16 protein-coding genes are annotated in these 15,509 nt (G+C 44.0%); 5 read left to right on the top strand and 11 right to left on the bottom strand.

The window, feature by feature from the left end:
- The first annotated feature begins 3 nt into the window (after positions 1–3).
- The gene (gene cls, locus ABES02_RS18435; RefSeq protein ID WP_430138027.1) at positions 4–1,206 is read left to right on the top strand and encodes a cardiolipin synthase; all 1,203 of its coding nucleotides are present in this window, start codon (positions 4–6) and stop codon (positions 1,204–1,206) included.
- A gap of 18 nt (positions 1,207–1,224) precedes the next feature.
- On the top strand, positions 1,225–2,181 hold the full coding sequence (uvsE, locus tag ABES02_RS18430; RefSeq protein WP_430138025.1) for a UV DNA damage repair endonuclease UvsE: 957 nt from the start codon (positions 1,225–1,227) through the stop codon (positions 2,179–2,181).
- Between the two features lie 27 nt (positions 2,182–2,208).
- Here the strand turns inward: uvsE and ABES02_RS18425 are convergent, their stop codons facing one another.
- The 5 genes from ABES02_RS18425 to speE all read right to left on the bottom strand — a co-directional run bounded on the left by ABES02_RS18425 (position 2,209) and on the right by speE (position 6,819).
- Positions 2,209–2,388, bottom strand: a complete 180-nt coding sequence (locus tag ABES02_RS18425; RefSeq protein WP_430138022.1) for an H-type small acid-soluble spore protein — start codon at positions 2,386–2,388, stop codon at positions 2,209–2,211.
- Positions 2,389–2,535: 147 nt separating this feature from the next.
- Positions 2,536–4,206 (bottom strand): arginine--tRNA ligase, encoded by a 1,671-nt coding sequence (argS, locus tag ABES02_RS18420; RefSeq protein ID WP_430138019.1) that lies wholly within the window; start codon positions 4,204–4,206, stop codon positions 2,536–2,538.
- A complete protein-coding gene (locus tag ABES02_RS18415; RefSeq protein WP_430138015.1) occupies positions 4,203–4,610 on the bottom strand; it encodes a DUF1934 domain-containing protein in 408 nt (135 codons plus the stop codon). Before ABES02_RS18415 ends, argS begins: the two co-directional genes overlap by 4 nt.
- Positions 4,611–4,831: 221 nt before the next feature.
- On the bottom strand, positions 4,832–5,704 hold the full coding sequence (gene speB / locus ABES02_RS18410) for an agmatinase (protein ID WP_430138012.1): 873 nt from the start codon (positions 5,702–5,704) through the stop codon (positions 4,832–4,834).
- Positions 5,705–5,991: 287 nt separating this feature from the next.
- Positions 5,992–6,819, bottom strand: a complete 828-nt coding sequence (gene speE, locus ABES02_RS18405) for a spermidine synthase (RefSeq protein WP_430138360.1) — start codon at positions 6,817–6,819, stop codon at positions 5,992–5,994.
- Between the two features lie 324 nt (positions 6,820–7,143).
- Here speE and ABES02_RS18400 point away from each other — a divergent pair, with 324 nt between their 5' ends.
- On the top strand, positions 7,144–9,201 hold the full coding sequence (locus ABES02_RS18400; RefSeq protein ID WP_430138009.1) for a transglycosylase domain-containing protein: 2,058 nt from the start codon (positions 7,144–7,146) through the stop codon (positions 9,199–9,201).
- A gap of 104 nt (positions 9,202–9,305) precedes the next feature.
- Here ABES02_RS18400 and ABES02_RS18395 read toward each other — a convergent pair whose 3' ends face one another.
- The gene (locus ABES02_RS18395; RefSeq protein ID WP_430138006.1) at positions 9,306–9,815 is read right to left on the bottom strand and encodes a YwhD family protein; all 510 of its coding nucleotides are present in this window, start codon (positions 9,813–9,815) and stop codon (positions 9,306–9,308) included.
- 15 nt (positions 9,816–9,830) lie between these two features.
- Positions 9,831–10,481 (bottom strand): site-2 protease family protein, encoded by a 651-nt coding sequence (locus ABES02_RS18390; RefSeq protein WP_430138004.1) that lies wholly within the window; start codon positions 10,479–10,481, stop codon positions 9,831–9,833.
- A gap of 320 nt (positions 10,482–10,801) precedes the next feature.
- On the opposite strand from ABES02_RS18390, the gene ABES02_RS18385 reads away from it, so the two are divergent.
- A complete protein-coding gene (locus ABES02_RS18385; RefSeq protein WP_430138002.1) occupies positions 10,802–10,987 on the top strand; it encodes a 2-hydroxymuconate tautomerase in 186 nt (61 codons plus the stop codon).
- Between the two features lie 108 nt (positions 10,988–11,095).
- Here ABES02_RS18385 and ABES02_RS18380 read toward each other — a convergent pair whose 3' ends face one another.
- From ABES02_RS18380 to ABES02_RS18370, 3 genes are all read right to left on the bottom strand, one after another.
- A complete protein-coding gene (locus ABES02_RS18380; RefSeq protein ID WP_430138000.1) occupies positions 11,096–11,599 on the bottom strand; it encodes a YwgA family protein in 504 nt (167 codons plus the stop codon).
- A gap of 48 nt (positions 11,600–11,647) precedes the next feature.
- Positions 11,648–12,946 (bottom strand): HD domain-containing protein, encoded by a 1,299-nt coding sequence (locus tag ABES02_RS18375; RefSeq protein WP_430137998.1) that lies wholly within the window; start codon positions 12,944–12,946, stop codon positions 11,648–11,650.
- A gap of 133 nt (positions 12,947–13,079) precedes the next feature.
- Positions 13,080–13,301, bottom strand: coding sequence for a DUF1450 domain-containing protein (locus tag ABES02_RS18370; RefSeq protein WP_430137995.1), 222 nt, complete (start codon positions 13,299–13,301; stop codon positions 13,080–13,082).
- Between the two features lie 282 nt (positions 13,302–13,583).
- On the opposite strand from ABES02_RS18370, the gene ABES02_RS18365 reads away from it, so the two are divergent.
- Complete coding sequence (locus tag ABES02_RS18365) at positions 13,584–14,324, top strand: RsfA family transcriptional regulator (RefSeq protein ID WP_430137992.1); 741 nt, start codon at positions 13,584–13,586, stop codon at positions 14,322–14,324.
- Positions 14,325–14,543: 219 nt separating this feature from the next.
- On the opposite strand, the gene ABES02_RS18360 is transcribed toward ABES02_RS18365, so the two are convergent.
- On the bottom strand, positions 14,544–15,374 hold the full coding sequence (locus ABES02_RS18360; RefSeq protein WP_430137989.1) for a lipoate--protein ligase family protein: 831 nt from the start codon (positions 15,372–15,374) through the stop codon (positions 14,544–14,546).
- Between the last annotated feature and the right edge of the window lie 135 nt (positions 15,375–15,509).

Raw genomic sequence — 15,509 nt, 5'->3', positions numbered from 1 at the left:
CAGATGAAATTTGCCCTTATATTGATTGGACTTATTCTTCTCATCCTGGTTTGGCTTGTAGTAGATTTTCGATTAGGCCGGAGGAAGCATCTTTCGATTGCCCGCCAAACGGAAACGGCCATTCTTCATGGGAACTTTGACATTTTCACACACGGCAAGGAACTGTTCCTCGACTATTTCAACGAAATTCGCCAGGCGAAAAAGCATATTCATGTCCTGTTTTATATTGTGAAGAACGATGAGTTTGGCCAGGAATTCCTCTCTCTTTTAAAAGAAAAAGCCCGCCAAGGAGTCGAAATCCGGCTGCTTGTCGACCGCCTCGGCAGCTGGAAGATTAAAAAGGCGATGATAAAAGGGCTGCGAGAAGCAGGCATCCACTTTGCCTTCAGCAACCACATTAAGCTTCCCTACCTTTTTTATTCATCGCAGGTCCGCAATCACCGCAAGATTTCGATTATTGATGGAAAAATTGGCTATCTTGGCGGGTTCAACATTGGCAAGGAATATATTGATCAAGATCCGAAACTGAGCCCGTGGCGAGATTATCATTTAAAAATAACCGGCGAGAGTGTCGATTTTTTGCAAAGTGAGTTTTTCATCGATTGGAAAGAGTACGCCGGTGAGGATTTACAGGGCTCGCACATGTTTTTCCCGGAGCTGCCGAAGGGTGCGGTTCGCCACCAGTTTGTGCCGACAGAAGCAGGGCAGCTTGAAGATCTGTTTATTCGATTGCTCAATAAGGCCGCAATTTCCATCACGATTGGCGCGCCCTATTTTATTCCGAGTAGGAGGATTTTTTCAGAACTTCTTGAGGCTGCCCGCCGAGGAGTCAGCATAACCATCTTGGTTCCATATACATCGGACCATATCCTTGTCCAAGAAGCTTCATATCGATTTTTACGAAGACTTCTTAGCGAAGGTGCGGAGGTTTTTCAATATAAAAATGGTTTTTATCATGCCAAAACAATCGTCATCGATGACAAAGTCTGTGACATCGGCACCGCCAACTTTGATAAACGCAGCCTGTTTTTAAATAAGGAAATCAATTGCTATTTGTATGATCCAGCATTTATTGCGCGCTTGCGTGAGGTTTTGCAAAAAGACATCGCCGATTCCGAACCTTTGTCGCTGGCTAGTCTTAATAAAGGCAGTTTTTTCAGGTCGGTAAAAGAAGGAATTGCCGGGGCGGTTGCTTATTTTTTATAACTGAATGGAGTGCAATACATGAAAATTCGTTTCGGCTATGTATCCCATGCGATTAGCTTGTGGGATGCTTCCCCTGCTAAGACGCTAACCTATACAAGGTATCAGCAGCTTAGCGTTCAGGAACGCGAAAAAAAGTTGCTCGAGGTCACGAAGCAAAATCTGGACCACACCCTAAGGATGCTCTACTATAATCTTTCTCATGAACTGGAGCTGTACCGTTTTTCGAGTTCGATTGTGCCGCTTGCCACTCATCCCGAGGTGCGCTGGGACTTTATTACCCCATTTAGAAGCGAGTGGCAGGAGATTGGCTCGCTTGTTAGAAAAAAACAGCTCCGGGTCAGCTTTCATCCCAATCAATTTACTCTGTTTACTTCGCCGAAAACGGAGATTACTGAAAATGCCGTTGTGGATATGACCTATCATTATCAAATGTTTGAAGCCATGGGGATCGAGCAATACGGTCTGATTAATATTCATATTGGCGGTGCTTATGGGGATAAACAGCAGGCACTGGCTCGCTTTCATGAGAATTTAACGACGCTGCCCACTCCTATTAAAAAAGTGATGACGTTAGAAAATGATGATAAAACGTATACGGCTGAAGAGACGCTGGCCGTTTGTGAAAAAGAGGGGATTCCGTTCGTGTTTGATTATCATCATCACATGGCAAACCTTTGCCAGGCACCGCTTGAGGAATTACTGCCGCGAATTTTCCAAACGTGGTCCAATGCGCCGTACCTGCCGAAAGTTCATATTTCCTCCCCAAAATCCGAGAAAGAATTCCGCTCCCATGCTGATTTCGTTGACCCTGAATTTGTGGCTCCCTTTTTGAAGCTATTGAAAGAGTTTGGCCAGGATATTGATTTTATGATTGAGGCAAAAAGCAAGGACCAAGCCGCCTTGAAATTGGTGGAGAACCTAGGTAAATGGCGGGGCTTTAAAAGGATAAGCGGCGGGACGATTGAAGTGAAATAAAAAAGTCTCCGGGTCGCAGCGGAGACTTTACTCTTCAATCAAGTTTAATACAGGAACTTCTCGTTCATTTTCCGGATCCTGCCGCGAATAAATCCGCGCCATTTTTGTGGCCTCATCCACATGCTGAATAATGACCGGCGCCCCCTCATAGGACACATTAATAATATCGGCTGATTCCGCAATTTCCTTTGCTCTACCAACATTCATGCTTTCGGTTCACTCCTCACTCAAAATTCTCTATTAATATTTGTATTTTTTGGGAGGATATTCATTTTTTTTGGAAAAATCGAATGGGTTTACGGGAACCAAAAATCTCAAATAAAAACAGGCCCCCAAAAGGGAGCCCAAAACCATTTACATTTTTTCAGGGGCTGATACCCCGATCAACGCCAATGCATTTTTCAAAGTAATCTGCACTGACTTCACAAGCGCGAGGCGTGCCTTACTGCGTTCTGGCTGCTCGTTATCCAGCACCTTATCAGCATTGTAAAAGCTGTGGAACGTAGACGCCAACTCAAAGATATAATTCGTGATTCGGTGCGGTACACGCTTCAATGCGGCCTCCCCTACAGCTGCCGGGAACTCGCCAAGCTTTTTCAAAAGGTCAATTTCCTTTTCAGACCCAACCAAAGAAAAATCCGCCTCGGAACCAACAGTCACACCCTGCTCTTCACCTGCACGCAAGATCGAGCAAATCCGCGCATGAGCGTACTGTGCATAATAAACCGGATTTTCGTTGGACTGCGACACTGCCAAATCCAAATCAAAATCCAAATGCGTATCTGAACTGCGCATCGCAAAGAAATAACGCGTCGCATCGAGGCCGACCTCATCAACCAAATCACGCATCGTTACCGCTTTTCCAGTCCGTTTACTCATCTTCATTTTCTCGCCATTTTTATAAAGGTGAACAAGCTGAATGATTTCCACCTCTAACGCCTCGCGGTCATACCCAAGCGCCTGAATCGCCGCTTTCATCCGTGGAATATAGCCATGATGGTCCGCACCCCAAATGTTGATCAATTTTTCAAAGCCGCGCTCCAGCTTGTCCTTGTGATAGGCAATATCCGGCGTCAAGTAGGTATATGAACCATCCTGCTTAATTAACACGCGGTCCTTATCATCTCCTAAATCTGTTGAACGCAGCCATGTCGCACCGTCCTGCTCATAAATATAGCCACTCGCGCGCAGTGCCGTCAGAGCCTCATCAATTTTCCCATTTTTATAAAGAGACGTTTCCGAGTACCACACATCAAAGCGGACGCGGAAATCCTCAAGGTCCTTCTGCAACTTCGCCATTTCATATTTCAACCCATACTCACGGAAAAACTCAAACCGCTCCTCATCAGGAACCCCAACATACTTATCGCCAAACTCATCCGCCAAACGCTGACCGATGCCGATAATGTCAGCGCCATGGTAGCCGTCCTCCGGCATCGCCCTTTCCATACCAAGCGCTTGGAAATAGCGAGCCTCAACAGACAATGCCAGATTATTAATCTGGTTGCCGGCATCATTAATATAGTATTCACGTGAAACATCATACCCGGCCTTGTCTAAAATATTGCACAGCGAATCGCCGACTGCCGCACCGCGGGCATGTCCTAGGTGCAGGTCACCCGTCGGATTCGCGGAAACAAACTCAATCTGAACTTTTTGGCCGCCGCCAACCGTCGTTTCGCCGTACTTGTCCCCCGCCTCTAGCACGGCAGGAATCAAATCCGTTAAATAGCCATTATTCATGTAAAAATTAATAAAACCCGGTCCCGCCAGTTCAATTTTTTCAATCGAAGCCTTCGAGCGGTCGAAATGCTCAATCAAGCTTTCCGCAATCATCCGCGGCGCCTTTTTCGCTACCCTTGCCAGCTGCATCGCCATGTTCGTCGAGTAATCACCGTGCGCTTTTTCCTTCGGTGTCTCAAGAATCACATCTGGGATCTGCTCCTCTGTGGCCAGCCCCGCCTTTAGCACTGCGGCGCGAATCTCATCTTTTAACTTACTTTGTACCTGTTCAACTATATTCATTTCCGCTCCTCCTGAAACGTTATTTCTAAATGATATGTACCGGCTGGCTCGCCCTGCAACGTAAAATCATACAGGATATCAATTCGCCCCTCCGTATGCTCGATTCGCTTCGCCAGCGTCATCGTTTCAAACACACCAAACGGCATCTCATAGCTGCCGCGCAGAACCCTGTTTAATTCAAACGGCAGCCTCATCTTGACCGCACCGCCGCGCAAAATCAGCGCTTCATTGCCTGCCAGCTTCACAATCGTCCTTACCGTGCCCTCTTCCTGCACTTCCTCATACTTTAAAAAGGAGGCCTCCCCCTTTTGAAAGTATCGGCCAAAAGTAATAAGCTCAAAGCTCTCCTGCCGATCAATCGTCGTCTTCACCTTAATCTTCACGGGAATTTCAGTGTTATCCAACCAATTACACTCCTATTTTTTAAAAAAGGAACTCTGTAAAGCTCTTTTTCATTGTTATAGTCTTCATCATTGACCGTGCTCTTTTATCGCATACTTTTTCTATTATAAACATTGATACCGTACAAATCAAAAGATGCCCGCCCCCATCGGGACAGGCACCTAAACAAACATTAGATTAGAATCATTCTCGAATGGTGACAGGCACCACATTAGAATAATTATTATTTCACCCAGCCGAGAATCATTTCGCGGATTAATTTACTCGCCGTATTGGCGGTTTGTTCGGACGGATCGTAAATAGGCGCAACCTCAACCAGGTCACCGCCGACAACCTTCACTTCAGAACGGGCAATCGCATGAATCGAAGCAAGCAGTTCTTTTGAAGTGATACCGCCGCAATCCACTGTACCTGTTCCAGGCGCATGCGCTGGGTCCAAGACATCGATATCGATTGTTACATAAACAGGACGACCAGCAAGCGTTGGCAGGATTTCTTTTAACGGCTCAAGTACTTCAAATTTTGAAATATGCATGCCATTTTGCTTCGCCCACTCAAACTCTTCCTTCATGCCAGAGCGAATTCCAAATGAATAGACATTTTGCGGTCCGATATGTTCTGCAATTTTACGGATTGGAGTCGAGTGGGATAGCGGTTCACCTTCATAATGCTCACGCAGGTCCGTATGTGCATCAAAGTGGATGATCGCTAAATCTGGGTATTTCTTATAAACAGCTTTCATAACAGGCCAAGATACTAAATGCTCGCCGCCCATACCAAGCGGGAACTTGCCGGCTGCCAAAAGCTGATCCACATATTCCTCAATCATATCAATGCTGCGCTGCGGATTTCCAAACGGAAGCGGAATATCGCCTGCATCAAAATATTTTACTTCTTCAAGCTCGCGGTCAAGGTAGGCGCTGTACTCCTCAAGACCAATCGACACCTCGCGAATACGCGCCGGGCCAAAACGGGAACCTGGGCGGTAGCTAACTGTCCAATCCATCGGCATCCCGTACAAAACAACCTGGCTCTCTTCAAAACTCGGATGGCTTTTTATAAACACATTACCTGAGTAAGCCTCATCAAAACGCATTTTTTACCCTCACTTTCTATAGAACAACACACACATGGTCTTTAACCTTCTCTACGGGACATTTCTCTTGTTTTTTCACTCGATTTTGTCCCATAGAACCTCTCTATAGGACATTTCTCTTATTTTTTCACTCGATTTTGTCCCATAGAACCTCTCTATGTGACATTCTCTTGTTTTTTTAACCGATTTTGTCCCATAGAACTTCTCTATGGGACATTTCTCTTGTTTTTTTTCAACCGATTCTGTCCCATAAAACTTTTACAAGAATGTCTTGTCACTCTATGATTTTATTTCAACAAATCCCCAACAAACTTAGGCAGCACAAACGCAGCTTTGTGAAGCTCTTTTGTGTAGTATTTGGTTTCAATTTCATGGAAACGGTCTTCCTCAACCGCTAATGGATCATACTTCTTAGAACCGATCGTGAATGCCCATAAGCCGCTTGGGTAAGTAGGAATATTCGCGACATACAAACGAGTAATTGGGAAGATTTCACGCACATCGCGCTGCACGTTGCGGATTAGATCAGCTTTGAACCAAGGATTATCAGACTGCGCCACAAAAATACCGTCTTCTTTCAACGCCTTAGCGATGCCAGCGTAAAATCCTTTTGTAAATAAGTTTACCGCAGGACCAACTGGTTCAGTAGAGTCAACCATAATGACATCATATTGATTGTCGCTCTCCGCGATATGCATAAAGCCATCGCCCACCTGTACATCCACACGAGCGTCCTCAAGCATACCAGCAATCTCTGGCAAAAACTTCTTAGAATACTCAATTACTTTTCCATCAATATCAACAAGCGTCGCTTTCTTCACGCTTGGGTGCTTCAACACTTCACGGATAACCCCGCCATCGCCGCCGCCAACAACCAGCACGTTTTCTGGATTTGGATGAGTGAATAACGGAATATGCGCGACCATTTCATGGTAGACGAATTCATCTTTAACAGACGTCATAACCATGTCATCTAATAGAAGCATGTTGCCCCACTCTTCTGTTTCAATCATATCCAGCTTTTGAAATTCAGTTTGCTCTGTATGTAAGGTTTTATTTACTTTCATGGTGATACCAAAGTTTTCAGTTTGTTTCTCTGTGAACCAAATTGACATGTTCATCTTCCTTCCATTCATTTTCATACAAATGCCTGTATTTTTTATACTACCCAACCTATTGAAATACAACCAGAAAAAAAAGTCTAGCAAAATTTAAAGAAATATTTCATTTTTTTGTGGGAAATGTTTAAAACGACTCTATTTTTTCAATACTAGTACTATCTATTTTTTCAAAAATTGGAAGTGAATCTAGCTGCAGCGCCTAACCCCTCGAGGTCGCTTCGGTCCTGCCAATGAAGTCAAAGGACGACTTCACTGTCAGGATCTCCAGCTTGCCTTAGGCTGGTCAAGGCGCTTCCGCTTTATAGGAGAGTGAACTAAATGGAAATCATGACGAATCACGGGTTTCGAAAAACTATTAAATATTTGCGTGCACTCATCTTCATCAGTTTGATCGGCATGATTTGTATGCTCGTTCTCTTCCTCGGCATCCTTGGCTATGCAAAAATTTTGGGGGCGCCGCCGCTGGCTGTCCCGCAATCGACGTTATTCTTCGCCGATAACGGCACACTCATAGGTGAGAGTAATAACGGTCAAAAACGGTACTGGGTTGGCATGAAAGACATTTCGCCTGACCTTGTCCATGCGACCATATCAATTGAGGATAAAAATTTTTACGAGCATCATGGCTTTGATTTTAAGAGAATTGCCGGTGCCGTGATTGCCGATGTTCAAGCGTTTTCCAAGGTGCAAGGTGCGAGCACGATCACCCAGCAATACGCAAGGAACCTTTTTCTCGAACACGACAAAACATGGAAGCGGAAAATGCATGAAGCGTTCTATACCATCCGCCTTGAAATGAATTATTCGAAAAAAGATATTCTCGAAGGCTATTTAAATACTATCTATTATGGCAACGGTGCTTACGGTGTCGAAGCGGCCAGCCAATATTATTTTGGCAAAAAAGCATCTGACTTAACCTTGGCGGAGGCCAGCATGCTTGCCGGAATTCCAAAGGGGCCAAGCTATTACTCGCCGCTTAGCTCAATGGAAAATGCGAAAAACCGGCAAAAAATTATTTTACAAAGCATGGTGAACAATCATTACATCACGAAAAAAGCTGCTCAACAACCACTAAACTTAGTAGGCGTTCACACGACCCAAAAAGTGAAGGTAGCTCCTTATTTTCAGGACGCCGTTAAAAATGCATTAAAGAACCAGCTCCATTTGGATGAACGCACGATTGCTCTTGGCGGCTTAAAAGTATTTACGACCCTTAACCTAAAGGATCAGAAAGCAGCTGAAAGCCAGGTCAACCAATATGTATCTAACACCTCGGAAATACAAGTCGGCTTAGTTGCGATGGATCCGAAAAACGGGTACGTCAAAGCGATGGTTGGCGGCAGGGATTATGAAAAAAGTCCTTTTAATCGCGCAGTTCAGGCCGTCCGGCAGCCAGGCTCGACCATCAAGCCGCTGCTCTATTATGCAGCACTTGAAAATGGCTTTACTCCATCCTCAACGATGCGAAGCGAGTTTACGACCTTCCATTTTGATGACGGGACACCAGATTATACGCCGCATAATTTTAACAATAAATATGCAGACGGTGAGATTACGCTTGCGCAGGCGCTTGCTGTTTCCGATAATATTTTTGCCGTTAAAACGCATTTATTTTTAGGAGAAGGGACATTAATTGAAACGGCGCGAAAATTTGGTCTTTCCACAAAAATGAACCAGGTTCCTTCGCTGGCATTAGGAACTTCAGGGGTACGTGTGATTGAAATGGCTAATGCCTACAGCATGTTTGCCAATGGCGGCAAAAAGGTTCAGCCGACCCTGATTACGCGAGTAGAAGACTATAATGGAAATGTTATTTTTGAAAAAGATAATCAGAAAGAAAAGGTATTAGACGCCGCGAAAGCGTTTGTGATGACACAAATGTTAACCGGAATTTTCGATCCGAAGCTGAACGGCTACGCCAAGGTCACTGGCAGCACGATTGTAAATGATTTGACCCGGCCATATGCGGGAAAATCCGGCTCTACCGAAACAGACAGCTGGATGATTGGCTACTCACCGCAGCTCGTCACTGCTGTATGGGCGGGCTATGATGTCGGCAAGCCCCTCGAGCTTACCGCAGAAAAAACGTACGCGAAAAATATTTGGGCAAATTTTATGGAGGAAGCCTTATCCGGCAAGCCCGTTAAAGCCTTTAACCCGCCAAAAGAGGGCGTTATTGGCGTATACATCGACCCTGAAAACGGCAAGCTGGCGACAGATGATTGCCCAATCCGCCGCTTTACTTATTTTGTTGAAGGAACAGAGCCGACCGAATATTGCACCGATCATTTAAGCCATTCCGATAAAGGCTCAGCTGCCAAGAAGAAGACTAAACAAATTCCGTGGTACAAGAAGATTATGCCGTGGGGACATTAAATAGAAAAGCTCCGGATCGCTCCGGAGCTTTTCTTGTCCTAGTTTTACAGTGCTTTCACACTGTTTATAATACTACCCATTTTAAAAAAAAACTACAAGATTTTTTATTCTGTTAATAAACCTTTTTTCAGTTCTTCTGTTGAATTGTTCCACAAGACCTCATTATGGGCACGGAGGAAATCCGCTAAGACTTTCTTCGAATTCGCATCCATATCTTCGACGATAATATGGCGTTTCAACGATTTATCCATGCGGTTCACATGTTCAGGCAAGGATTTATAGCCGCGGCGGATTTCCCGATCCACCGTCATATAACAAGCAGTAACGCCGGCATAGTATGGTCCTTCCTCATTGCGGTCAATTGTTACCCAGACAAGCCAATAGGGCTTGCCGTTTGGGACTTCTTCTTGATTCTTCAAAAATTTAATCCCTTTTTCAACGACGCTGCGGGCATGCATGGCTCCGACATCAATCTCTGCTTCGCCTGCCTCGACGTCAATGATGACCGGCGAAACATTATCAAGCGTTAGGGCACCCTTCCCAAAGCCTTTATGCCCATCTAACGGGTCATTTTTAATTATATTAAAGCCAAGTTTTTTCTTATTTTCTTCCATTGAAACGGAACCCTCCTATAAAAACAATGAATAAAAGAAACTATCTAACCCTCCTAAAACCCAAGGGATAATGAAATTAAATATCGGTTGAATCGTATATTGATCAAGCGGAGTGATCACCAATATCAAAAAGATAAGGGATCCATACTGTTCGTATTGTGTCATTTTAGCGCGGACATCATTAGGCGCTAAATCCTCTACAATCCGGTAGCCGTCAAGAGGCGGAAACGGAAGCAGGTTAAAAATGAACAGTACGGTATTTAAACTTATGAATATTTCTAGGAAATCATAAAATTTCCCCGATACCTCAACCCCAAACCCTGATAAACCATAGAGGATGATAAAACCAATCAAAGTCAAAATTAAATTACTTAGCGGACCAGCAACGGAAACAAGAATTCCCGCTAAGCGCGGTTTTTTAAAGAAAAAACGATTAACCGGTACCGGGCGCGCCCAGCCAAAGCCGGCGATAAAGATAAGTAATGTCCCGATTGGATCCAGATGCTTGAGCGGATTTAACGTAAGCCGTCCTTGGTCTTTAGCTGTGTGATCACCGAATTTATAGGCTACATATGCATGAGCAAATTCATGAAACGTAAATGCAAGTGCCAACGTAATCGCTACATAGGGAATCATCTGAAGCGGATAGGCAAGAAATCCTTCCATTCATGTCTCTCCTCCTTCTGAATACCGAAATCTCTGTCTATTCATTTAAGTATACATGAAACCCCTTCGAAAAAGAAAACCTAATGTGACTACAATTATTGCACTTTTTAAGCAAATGTGGAACACTACAATAGAAAAGCGGAAGCGCCTTGATCAGGGAAAAAAGCAGTTCATTTTTTCCTAGGGGCGACAAGCATAAGACAAGCCGGCAGAAAGGTTCCCTTTTAACCTTTTTGACGGATTGGCTTAGACCAAAGAGCCCCTAGGCGCTGGAGCTGGACAGTTCTCGAATTAAATGAACGTAAAGGAGGGATATACATATGCCATACGTTACAGTAAAAATGCTTGAAGGCCGCACCGAAGATCAAAAGAGAGCACTAGTAGAAAAGGTGACCGTCGCTGTCAGCGAAACAACCGGCGCGCCAAAAGAAAACATCACCGTCTTCATCGAAGAAATGAGCAAAAACCACTACGGTGTCGGCGGCGTCCGTGCCAGCGACAAATAAAATGATGTTATAAATGGTGACAGGCACCATTCATGGACATTTGTCCTTTCTGTGTGTACAACCCAAAAAAAGCTTGGACATTTCAGAATGTCCAAGCTTTTTTTGAATTTATTGTATTTTTCCCTTCAACGCTTCGATGTATTGATAGGCCTCATCAATCTCCGCTTCGGTATAGCGCTGGCTGCTTTTTAAGGTAAACACCTTGTTCGCCACTTCTTCTTTTGGAAGATTATCAAAATATAAAACCGTTGAAACCAGTTCAAGGAATCTAGCATTCTGGCCGTTCATATCGCATAAACAATCGGCCAAACAGGGCATGTCCACATCATTCAAGCTCAAAAACTCTTTGCCCGTATCAGTCAGAGTGTAGCGATATTGGAAGTAGCCGCCTTTTTTCTCCTTCACTTCGTTTAAAAAGCCCATATTACAAAGCTCTTCCACTCGTGTCGTCAATTCCTCGGAATAAGGCCCGTAAAAATGAAACTGGAACCGTTCTTGAAACGGAAAGGCAACCTTTTTGGCAATATATATCATCTTCTGCAGCTTTTTTCTTCCGACAATTTCACCGGATACCATAAACGCCTGCATCAGCTTAGCATGATCTTTTAACAACGTTCGTCAACTCCTACTCCATTTGGGTGTCAGGCACCAAAAAAAGTCTTATATTTCTAAAAGGCCACGAATTTGCTTTTTGATATTCACGTCACCTGAGTCATCCTCGAGGAAATCGGCAGGATAATAGAGCTTATGGTCTGTTCTTCTTTTTCCAGAAATCGCATCGACGATCTCTGATTCTCTGGAAAGCTCCTTTAATTCGCCGCCCCGCATCAGCAAATGAATCGGCAGCCGCTCTTCTTCCTCTCCAGGACGATAAAAATCATAAGGCAGGTCAGACGATGAATCGACGACCAAATAATAGTCAGGGTCGATGCCAGCTTTTTCAAAAAGACGCGTCAATTCGGCGAGCTTTTTGTATTCCTTTGCCGGATCAAATTCCGTATATTTGAACAGATTGCGATTGACAAATCGGCGGCACAAGTCGCGCAAAATCGGGTCGTCTTCTTCCTGCCAGATTTGAAAATAATATAAAATAACCGATTCATCTAATTTTAAATAGTCTTCTAATGTCACTTGCTCATGAAAGAAGGATGTAAAGTGAATCGGTTCATGTTTAAATGAATAGTTTTCTTCAAACAAATGCTTGGCGCGGTGAAGGATTTTCGTCAAAATCACCTCTGCACTACGAGAGACAGGATGAAAATAAACTTGCCAGTACATTTGATAGCGGCTCATAATATAATCCTCAACAGCATGCATACCACTTTTTTTAATGACCACTTGGTCTTCGCGCGGCCGCATTACGCGCAAGATTCGTTCCATATCAAATTGACCGTAACTGACACCGGTAAAATAAGCATCCCGCTGCAGGTAATCCATCCGGTCGGCGTCAATTTGGCTGGAAATAAGGCTAATTACCAGTTTTTTATCAGAGGTCTTGGCAATGACTTCGGCCACTTGTCCAGGAAAGTCAGGCCCCACTTTAACAAGAACCTTGTTCACTTCAGTATTCCCGAGTATAATCGCTCGGGTAAAATCTTCATGGTCAAAATCAAACACTTTTTCAAAGGAATGGGAAAACGGACCATGTCCGAGGTCGTGGAGAAGGGCAGCAGCAAGCGTCAGCAAGCGTTCATCATCGTTCCACTCCGGCCTGCCGGCAAACACATCATCGATGATGCGGCGGACAATTTCATAGACACCGAGAGAATGATTAAAGCGGCTATGCTCCGCGCCGTGAAATGTCAAAAACGTTGTTCCGAGCTGTTTAATTCTCCGAAGACGTTGAAACTCCTTTGTTCCGATTAAATCCCAAATCGCCTGGTCGCGGACGTGAACATAGCGATGAACCGGATCTTTAAACACTTTTTCTTCCGTCAGTTTTTCCGTGGAATATGACATGGATTTCCCCCCTTCACTAAATACACTTTTTTCTATTATATCCCAAAAACAGCCTATCTTTCAGCAAATTTCTACAGGATTTTTCGACAAATAGCGAAAGAAAAATCACCTTCAACTTGCGAGTGAAAGGTGATTATTTGATCTTTTTATTCACTTTCTCCATTAATTCCTCTTCCGTTAATGCTGCAACAGGGCGGTTATTAACGAAGGCAAAGGTCTTTTTCCGGCCGGGTCCGCAGTAGGACTGGCAGCCAATTTTGATTTCGGCATTCGGATCGATTTCTTTCAAGCGAGGGATCAATGTCTTTAAATTCACGGCCTGGCAATCGTCGCAAACTCGAAATTCATTGGACATCTTTTACAACCCTTTCTTCGGTCAATCTCATGATATCTATTATTTTATCCCTATATGTTCTGTAATTAAACTCAATTACGTATTTTACATTTTCTTGGCAAGCATTGCAAGGTGCAATCTTTAGCAATCAATTAATTAAACTTTTAAAAAAATCTATTACACTTTTAACCAATTTGGTATAAAGGCTAGAAAACTTGTCCATCCTAAGACTAGAACTTTTTAAATATCGTCAGGAATTACTTGACAAATTTATTTGTAAATCATTTTAAGGAGTTGAAACATATGAAAGTTCGTCAAGACGCGTGGACAGATGAGAACGATCTGCTTTTAGCCGAAACTGTCCTTAGGCATGTGAGAGAAGGCAGCACCCAGCTGAACGCCTTTGAAGAGGTGGGCGACAAGCTGAATCGGACGTCAGCAGCCTGTGGTTTCAGATGGAATGCCGTCGTTCGCCACCGCTATGAAAAAGCCTTACAACTAGCCAAAAAGCAACGTAAACAAAGATCAAGAGTTTTAGGAAAAGATCAAGGTGGCAAGAAAAAGCTGCTTTACAGTCCGCCAGTTTCGGTTTCAGATGAAATGGAAGCAATGCCGATGTCCGTTGAAATGCCGGTCGAAACGATGGTTGAAATGCCTGATATGACAGCAGAAATGGCCGTAGAAACCTATGTAAAACCAGCCGCTTCCGTTCAAACCTATCGGCCATCAGGAGCAGGACTTAACCTTGATTCCATCATCGATTACTTACAAAACTTCAATCATTCCAATCTGCAAAATGATGCATTAAAAAGTGAGAATGAAAGATTGAAGCGAGAACTGGCCGAGTTACGAAAGCAAAATGAAGAAATGCGTGCAAAAATTGAGGATCTCGAGCAGAATACGGAAACGATTCAAGAAGATTACGAGACCTTAATGAAAATCATGAACCGCGCCAGAAAGCTTGTGTTATTTGAAGAAGAAGAAAGACCTGCTACTAAATTCAAAATGGACCGTAATGGCAACTTAGAAAAAGTAGCCGAGTAACTAAAAAAGCGGAAGCGCCTTGACCAGGGAAAAAATGGTTCACTTTTTCCTAGGGGCGACAGGCATAAGACGAGCTGGCGAGAAGGCTGCTTTTTAGCCTTCTTGACGGATTGGCTTATGACCCCGAGCCCCTAGGCGCTGCAGCTAGACAGTAGTTTGGGGAGAAGAGGTTGGATGGCAGCATCCATTTGAAAAAGCCGTAAATCGTTTACGGCTTTTTTACATTTCCTCAAGTTTTTCGTTCCGCTCCACGACTCGTTGATAGTATCCTGGCAAGAGCTCGAGCTCGAATTCATTGAGCTGGCCGGCATAGAGAAAATCGCTGTTCAGTTTTAGCTGGTTTAATAGTCGAAGCATGACATCCGCGATTGTGAAATTAGTTTGGTAAAGCTCCGAAAGCGAGGCCATCACATTGGGGACAATTTCCGGATAGGCGAATTTGGTCGTTTCCGATTGTTTGGCCCTTTTGTAAAACTCCCTTATCAGTTCGGCGCGCTGACTGCCGCTGCCATCCACACAAAGATAAATCTGCACGGCGACTCCTCTTTTGAGGCGACGCTGGGAAATGCCCGCAAATTTTTTTCCGCCGATACTAAGGTCATAACTTCCCGGGCAATAAGAGCCCACTATTTCCCTTGCCTCAATCTGTTGCGGAAACTCTGCAAACATTTGTTGAACTAGCTGCCACATCGCGTCATATCCGCGATTGATATCAATCCCTTTTTCCGCCTCGGGAAATATTAGTGAAATATTAAGGACACCTTCATCGAGAACAACAGCGAGGCCGCCCGAATTTCTGACGATATACTGATAGCCCTGATGTTTTAAAAAATCAATGCCTTCTTGTAAGAATGGCAGTTTTGTATCTTGAATGCCGAGAACGATGGTATTGTGATGAACCCATGTCCTGGCAGTGGCCGGCGCTTTTCCAGCTCCTACTGAGGCACAGAGAGTATCATCCGTTCCAAATGACTGTAACGCGTGAAAATGACTGCCAATGGCAGACTGATCAATAATCCGCCACTGAGGTTGGCACAGTAAAGCTTCCATAATGGTAACTCCTTGCATGTTTGATAGGGGTATTTTATCAAAATAACAGGTGCCTTGTCCTGCTTATTCCCAAGAAATGTCTAATTAAACAAAACGCCAGGAAAATTAGACAAATTGGCTCTAAAAATAGACAAT

The sequence above is a fragment of the Neobacillus pocheonensis genome (assembly GCF_050477905.1).
Lineage (GTDB): Bacteria > Bacillota > Bacilli > Bacillales > Cytobacillaceae > Neobacillus > Neobacillus pocheonensis_A.
The sequence above is the reverse complement of the archived record's forward strand: the minus strand, read 5'-3'. Positions and strand labels throughout refer to the sequence as shown.

Excerpts from the sequence above, each read along its gene's own strand:
- cls (WP_430138027.1), top strand. The coding sequence starts at position 4 with ATGAAATTTGCCCTTATATTGATTGGACTTATTCTTCTCATCCTGGTT.
- uvsE (WP_430138025.1), top strand. The coding sequence starts at position 1,225 with ATGAAAATTCGTTTCGGCTATGTATCCCATGCGATTAGCTTGTGGGAT.
- ABES02_RS18425 (WP_430138022.1), bottom strand. The coding sequence starts at position 2,388 with ATGAATGTTGGTAGAGCAAAGGAAATTGCGGAATCAGCCGATATTATT.
- argS (WP_430138019.1), bottom strand. The coding sequence starts at position 4,206 with ATGAATATAGTTGAACAGGTACAAAGTAAGTTAAAAGATGAGATTCGC.
- speB (WP_430138012.1), bottom strand. The coding sequence starts at position 5,704 with ATGCGTTTTGATGAGGCTTACTCAGGTAATGTGTTTATAAAAAGCCAT.
- speE (WP_430138360.1), bottom strand. The coding sequence starts at position 6,819 with ATGTCAATTTGGTTCACAGAGAAACAAACTGAAAACTTTGGTATCACC.
- ABES02_RS18400 (WP_430138009.1), top strand. The coding sequence starts at position 7,144 with ATGGAAATCATGACGAATCACGGGTTTCGAAAAACTATTAAATATTTG.
- ABES02_RS18395 (WP_430138006.1), bottom strand. The coding sequence starts at position 9,815 with ATGGAAGAAAATAAGAAAAAACTTGGCTTTAATATAATTAAAAATGAC.
- ABES02_RS18390 (WP_430138004.1), bottom strand. The coding sequence starts at position 10,481 with ATGGAAGGATTTCTTGCCTATCCGCTTCAGATGATTCCCTATGTAGCG.
- ABES02_RS18385 (WP_430138002.1), top strand. The coding sequence starts at position 10,802 with ATGCCATACGTTACAGTAAAAATGCTTGAAGGCCGCACCGAAGATCAA.
- ABES02_RS18375 (WP_430137998.1), bottom strand. The coding sequence starts at position 12,946 with ATGTCATATTCCACGGAAAAACTGACGGAAGAAAAAGTGTTTAAAGAT.
- ABES02_RS18370 (WP_430137995.1), bottom strand. The coding sequence starts at position 13,301 with ATGTCCAATGAATTTCGAGTTTGCGACGATTGCCAGGCCGTGAATTTA.
- ABES02_RS18365 (WP_430137992.1), top strand. The coding sequence starts at position 13,584 with ATGAAAGTTCGTCAAGACGCGTGGACAGATGAGAACGATCTGCTTTTA.
- ABES02_RS18360 (WP_430137989.1), bottom strand. The coding sequence starts at position 15,374 with ATGGAAGCTTTACTGTGCCAACCTCAGTGGCGGATTATTGATCAGTCT.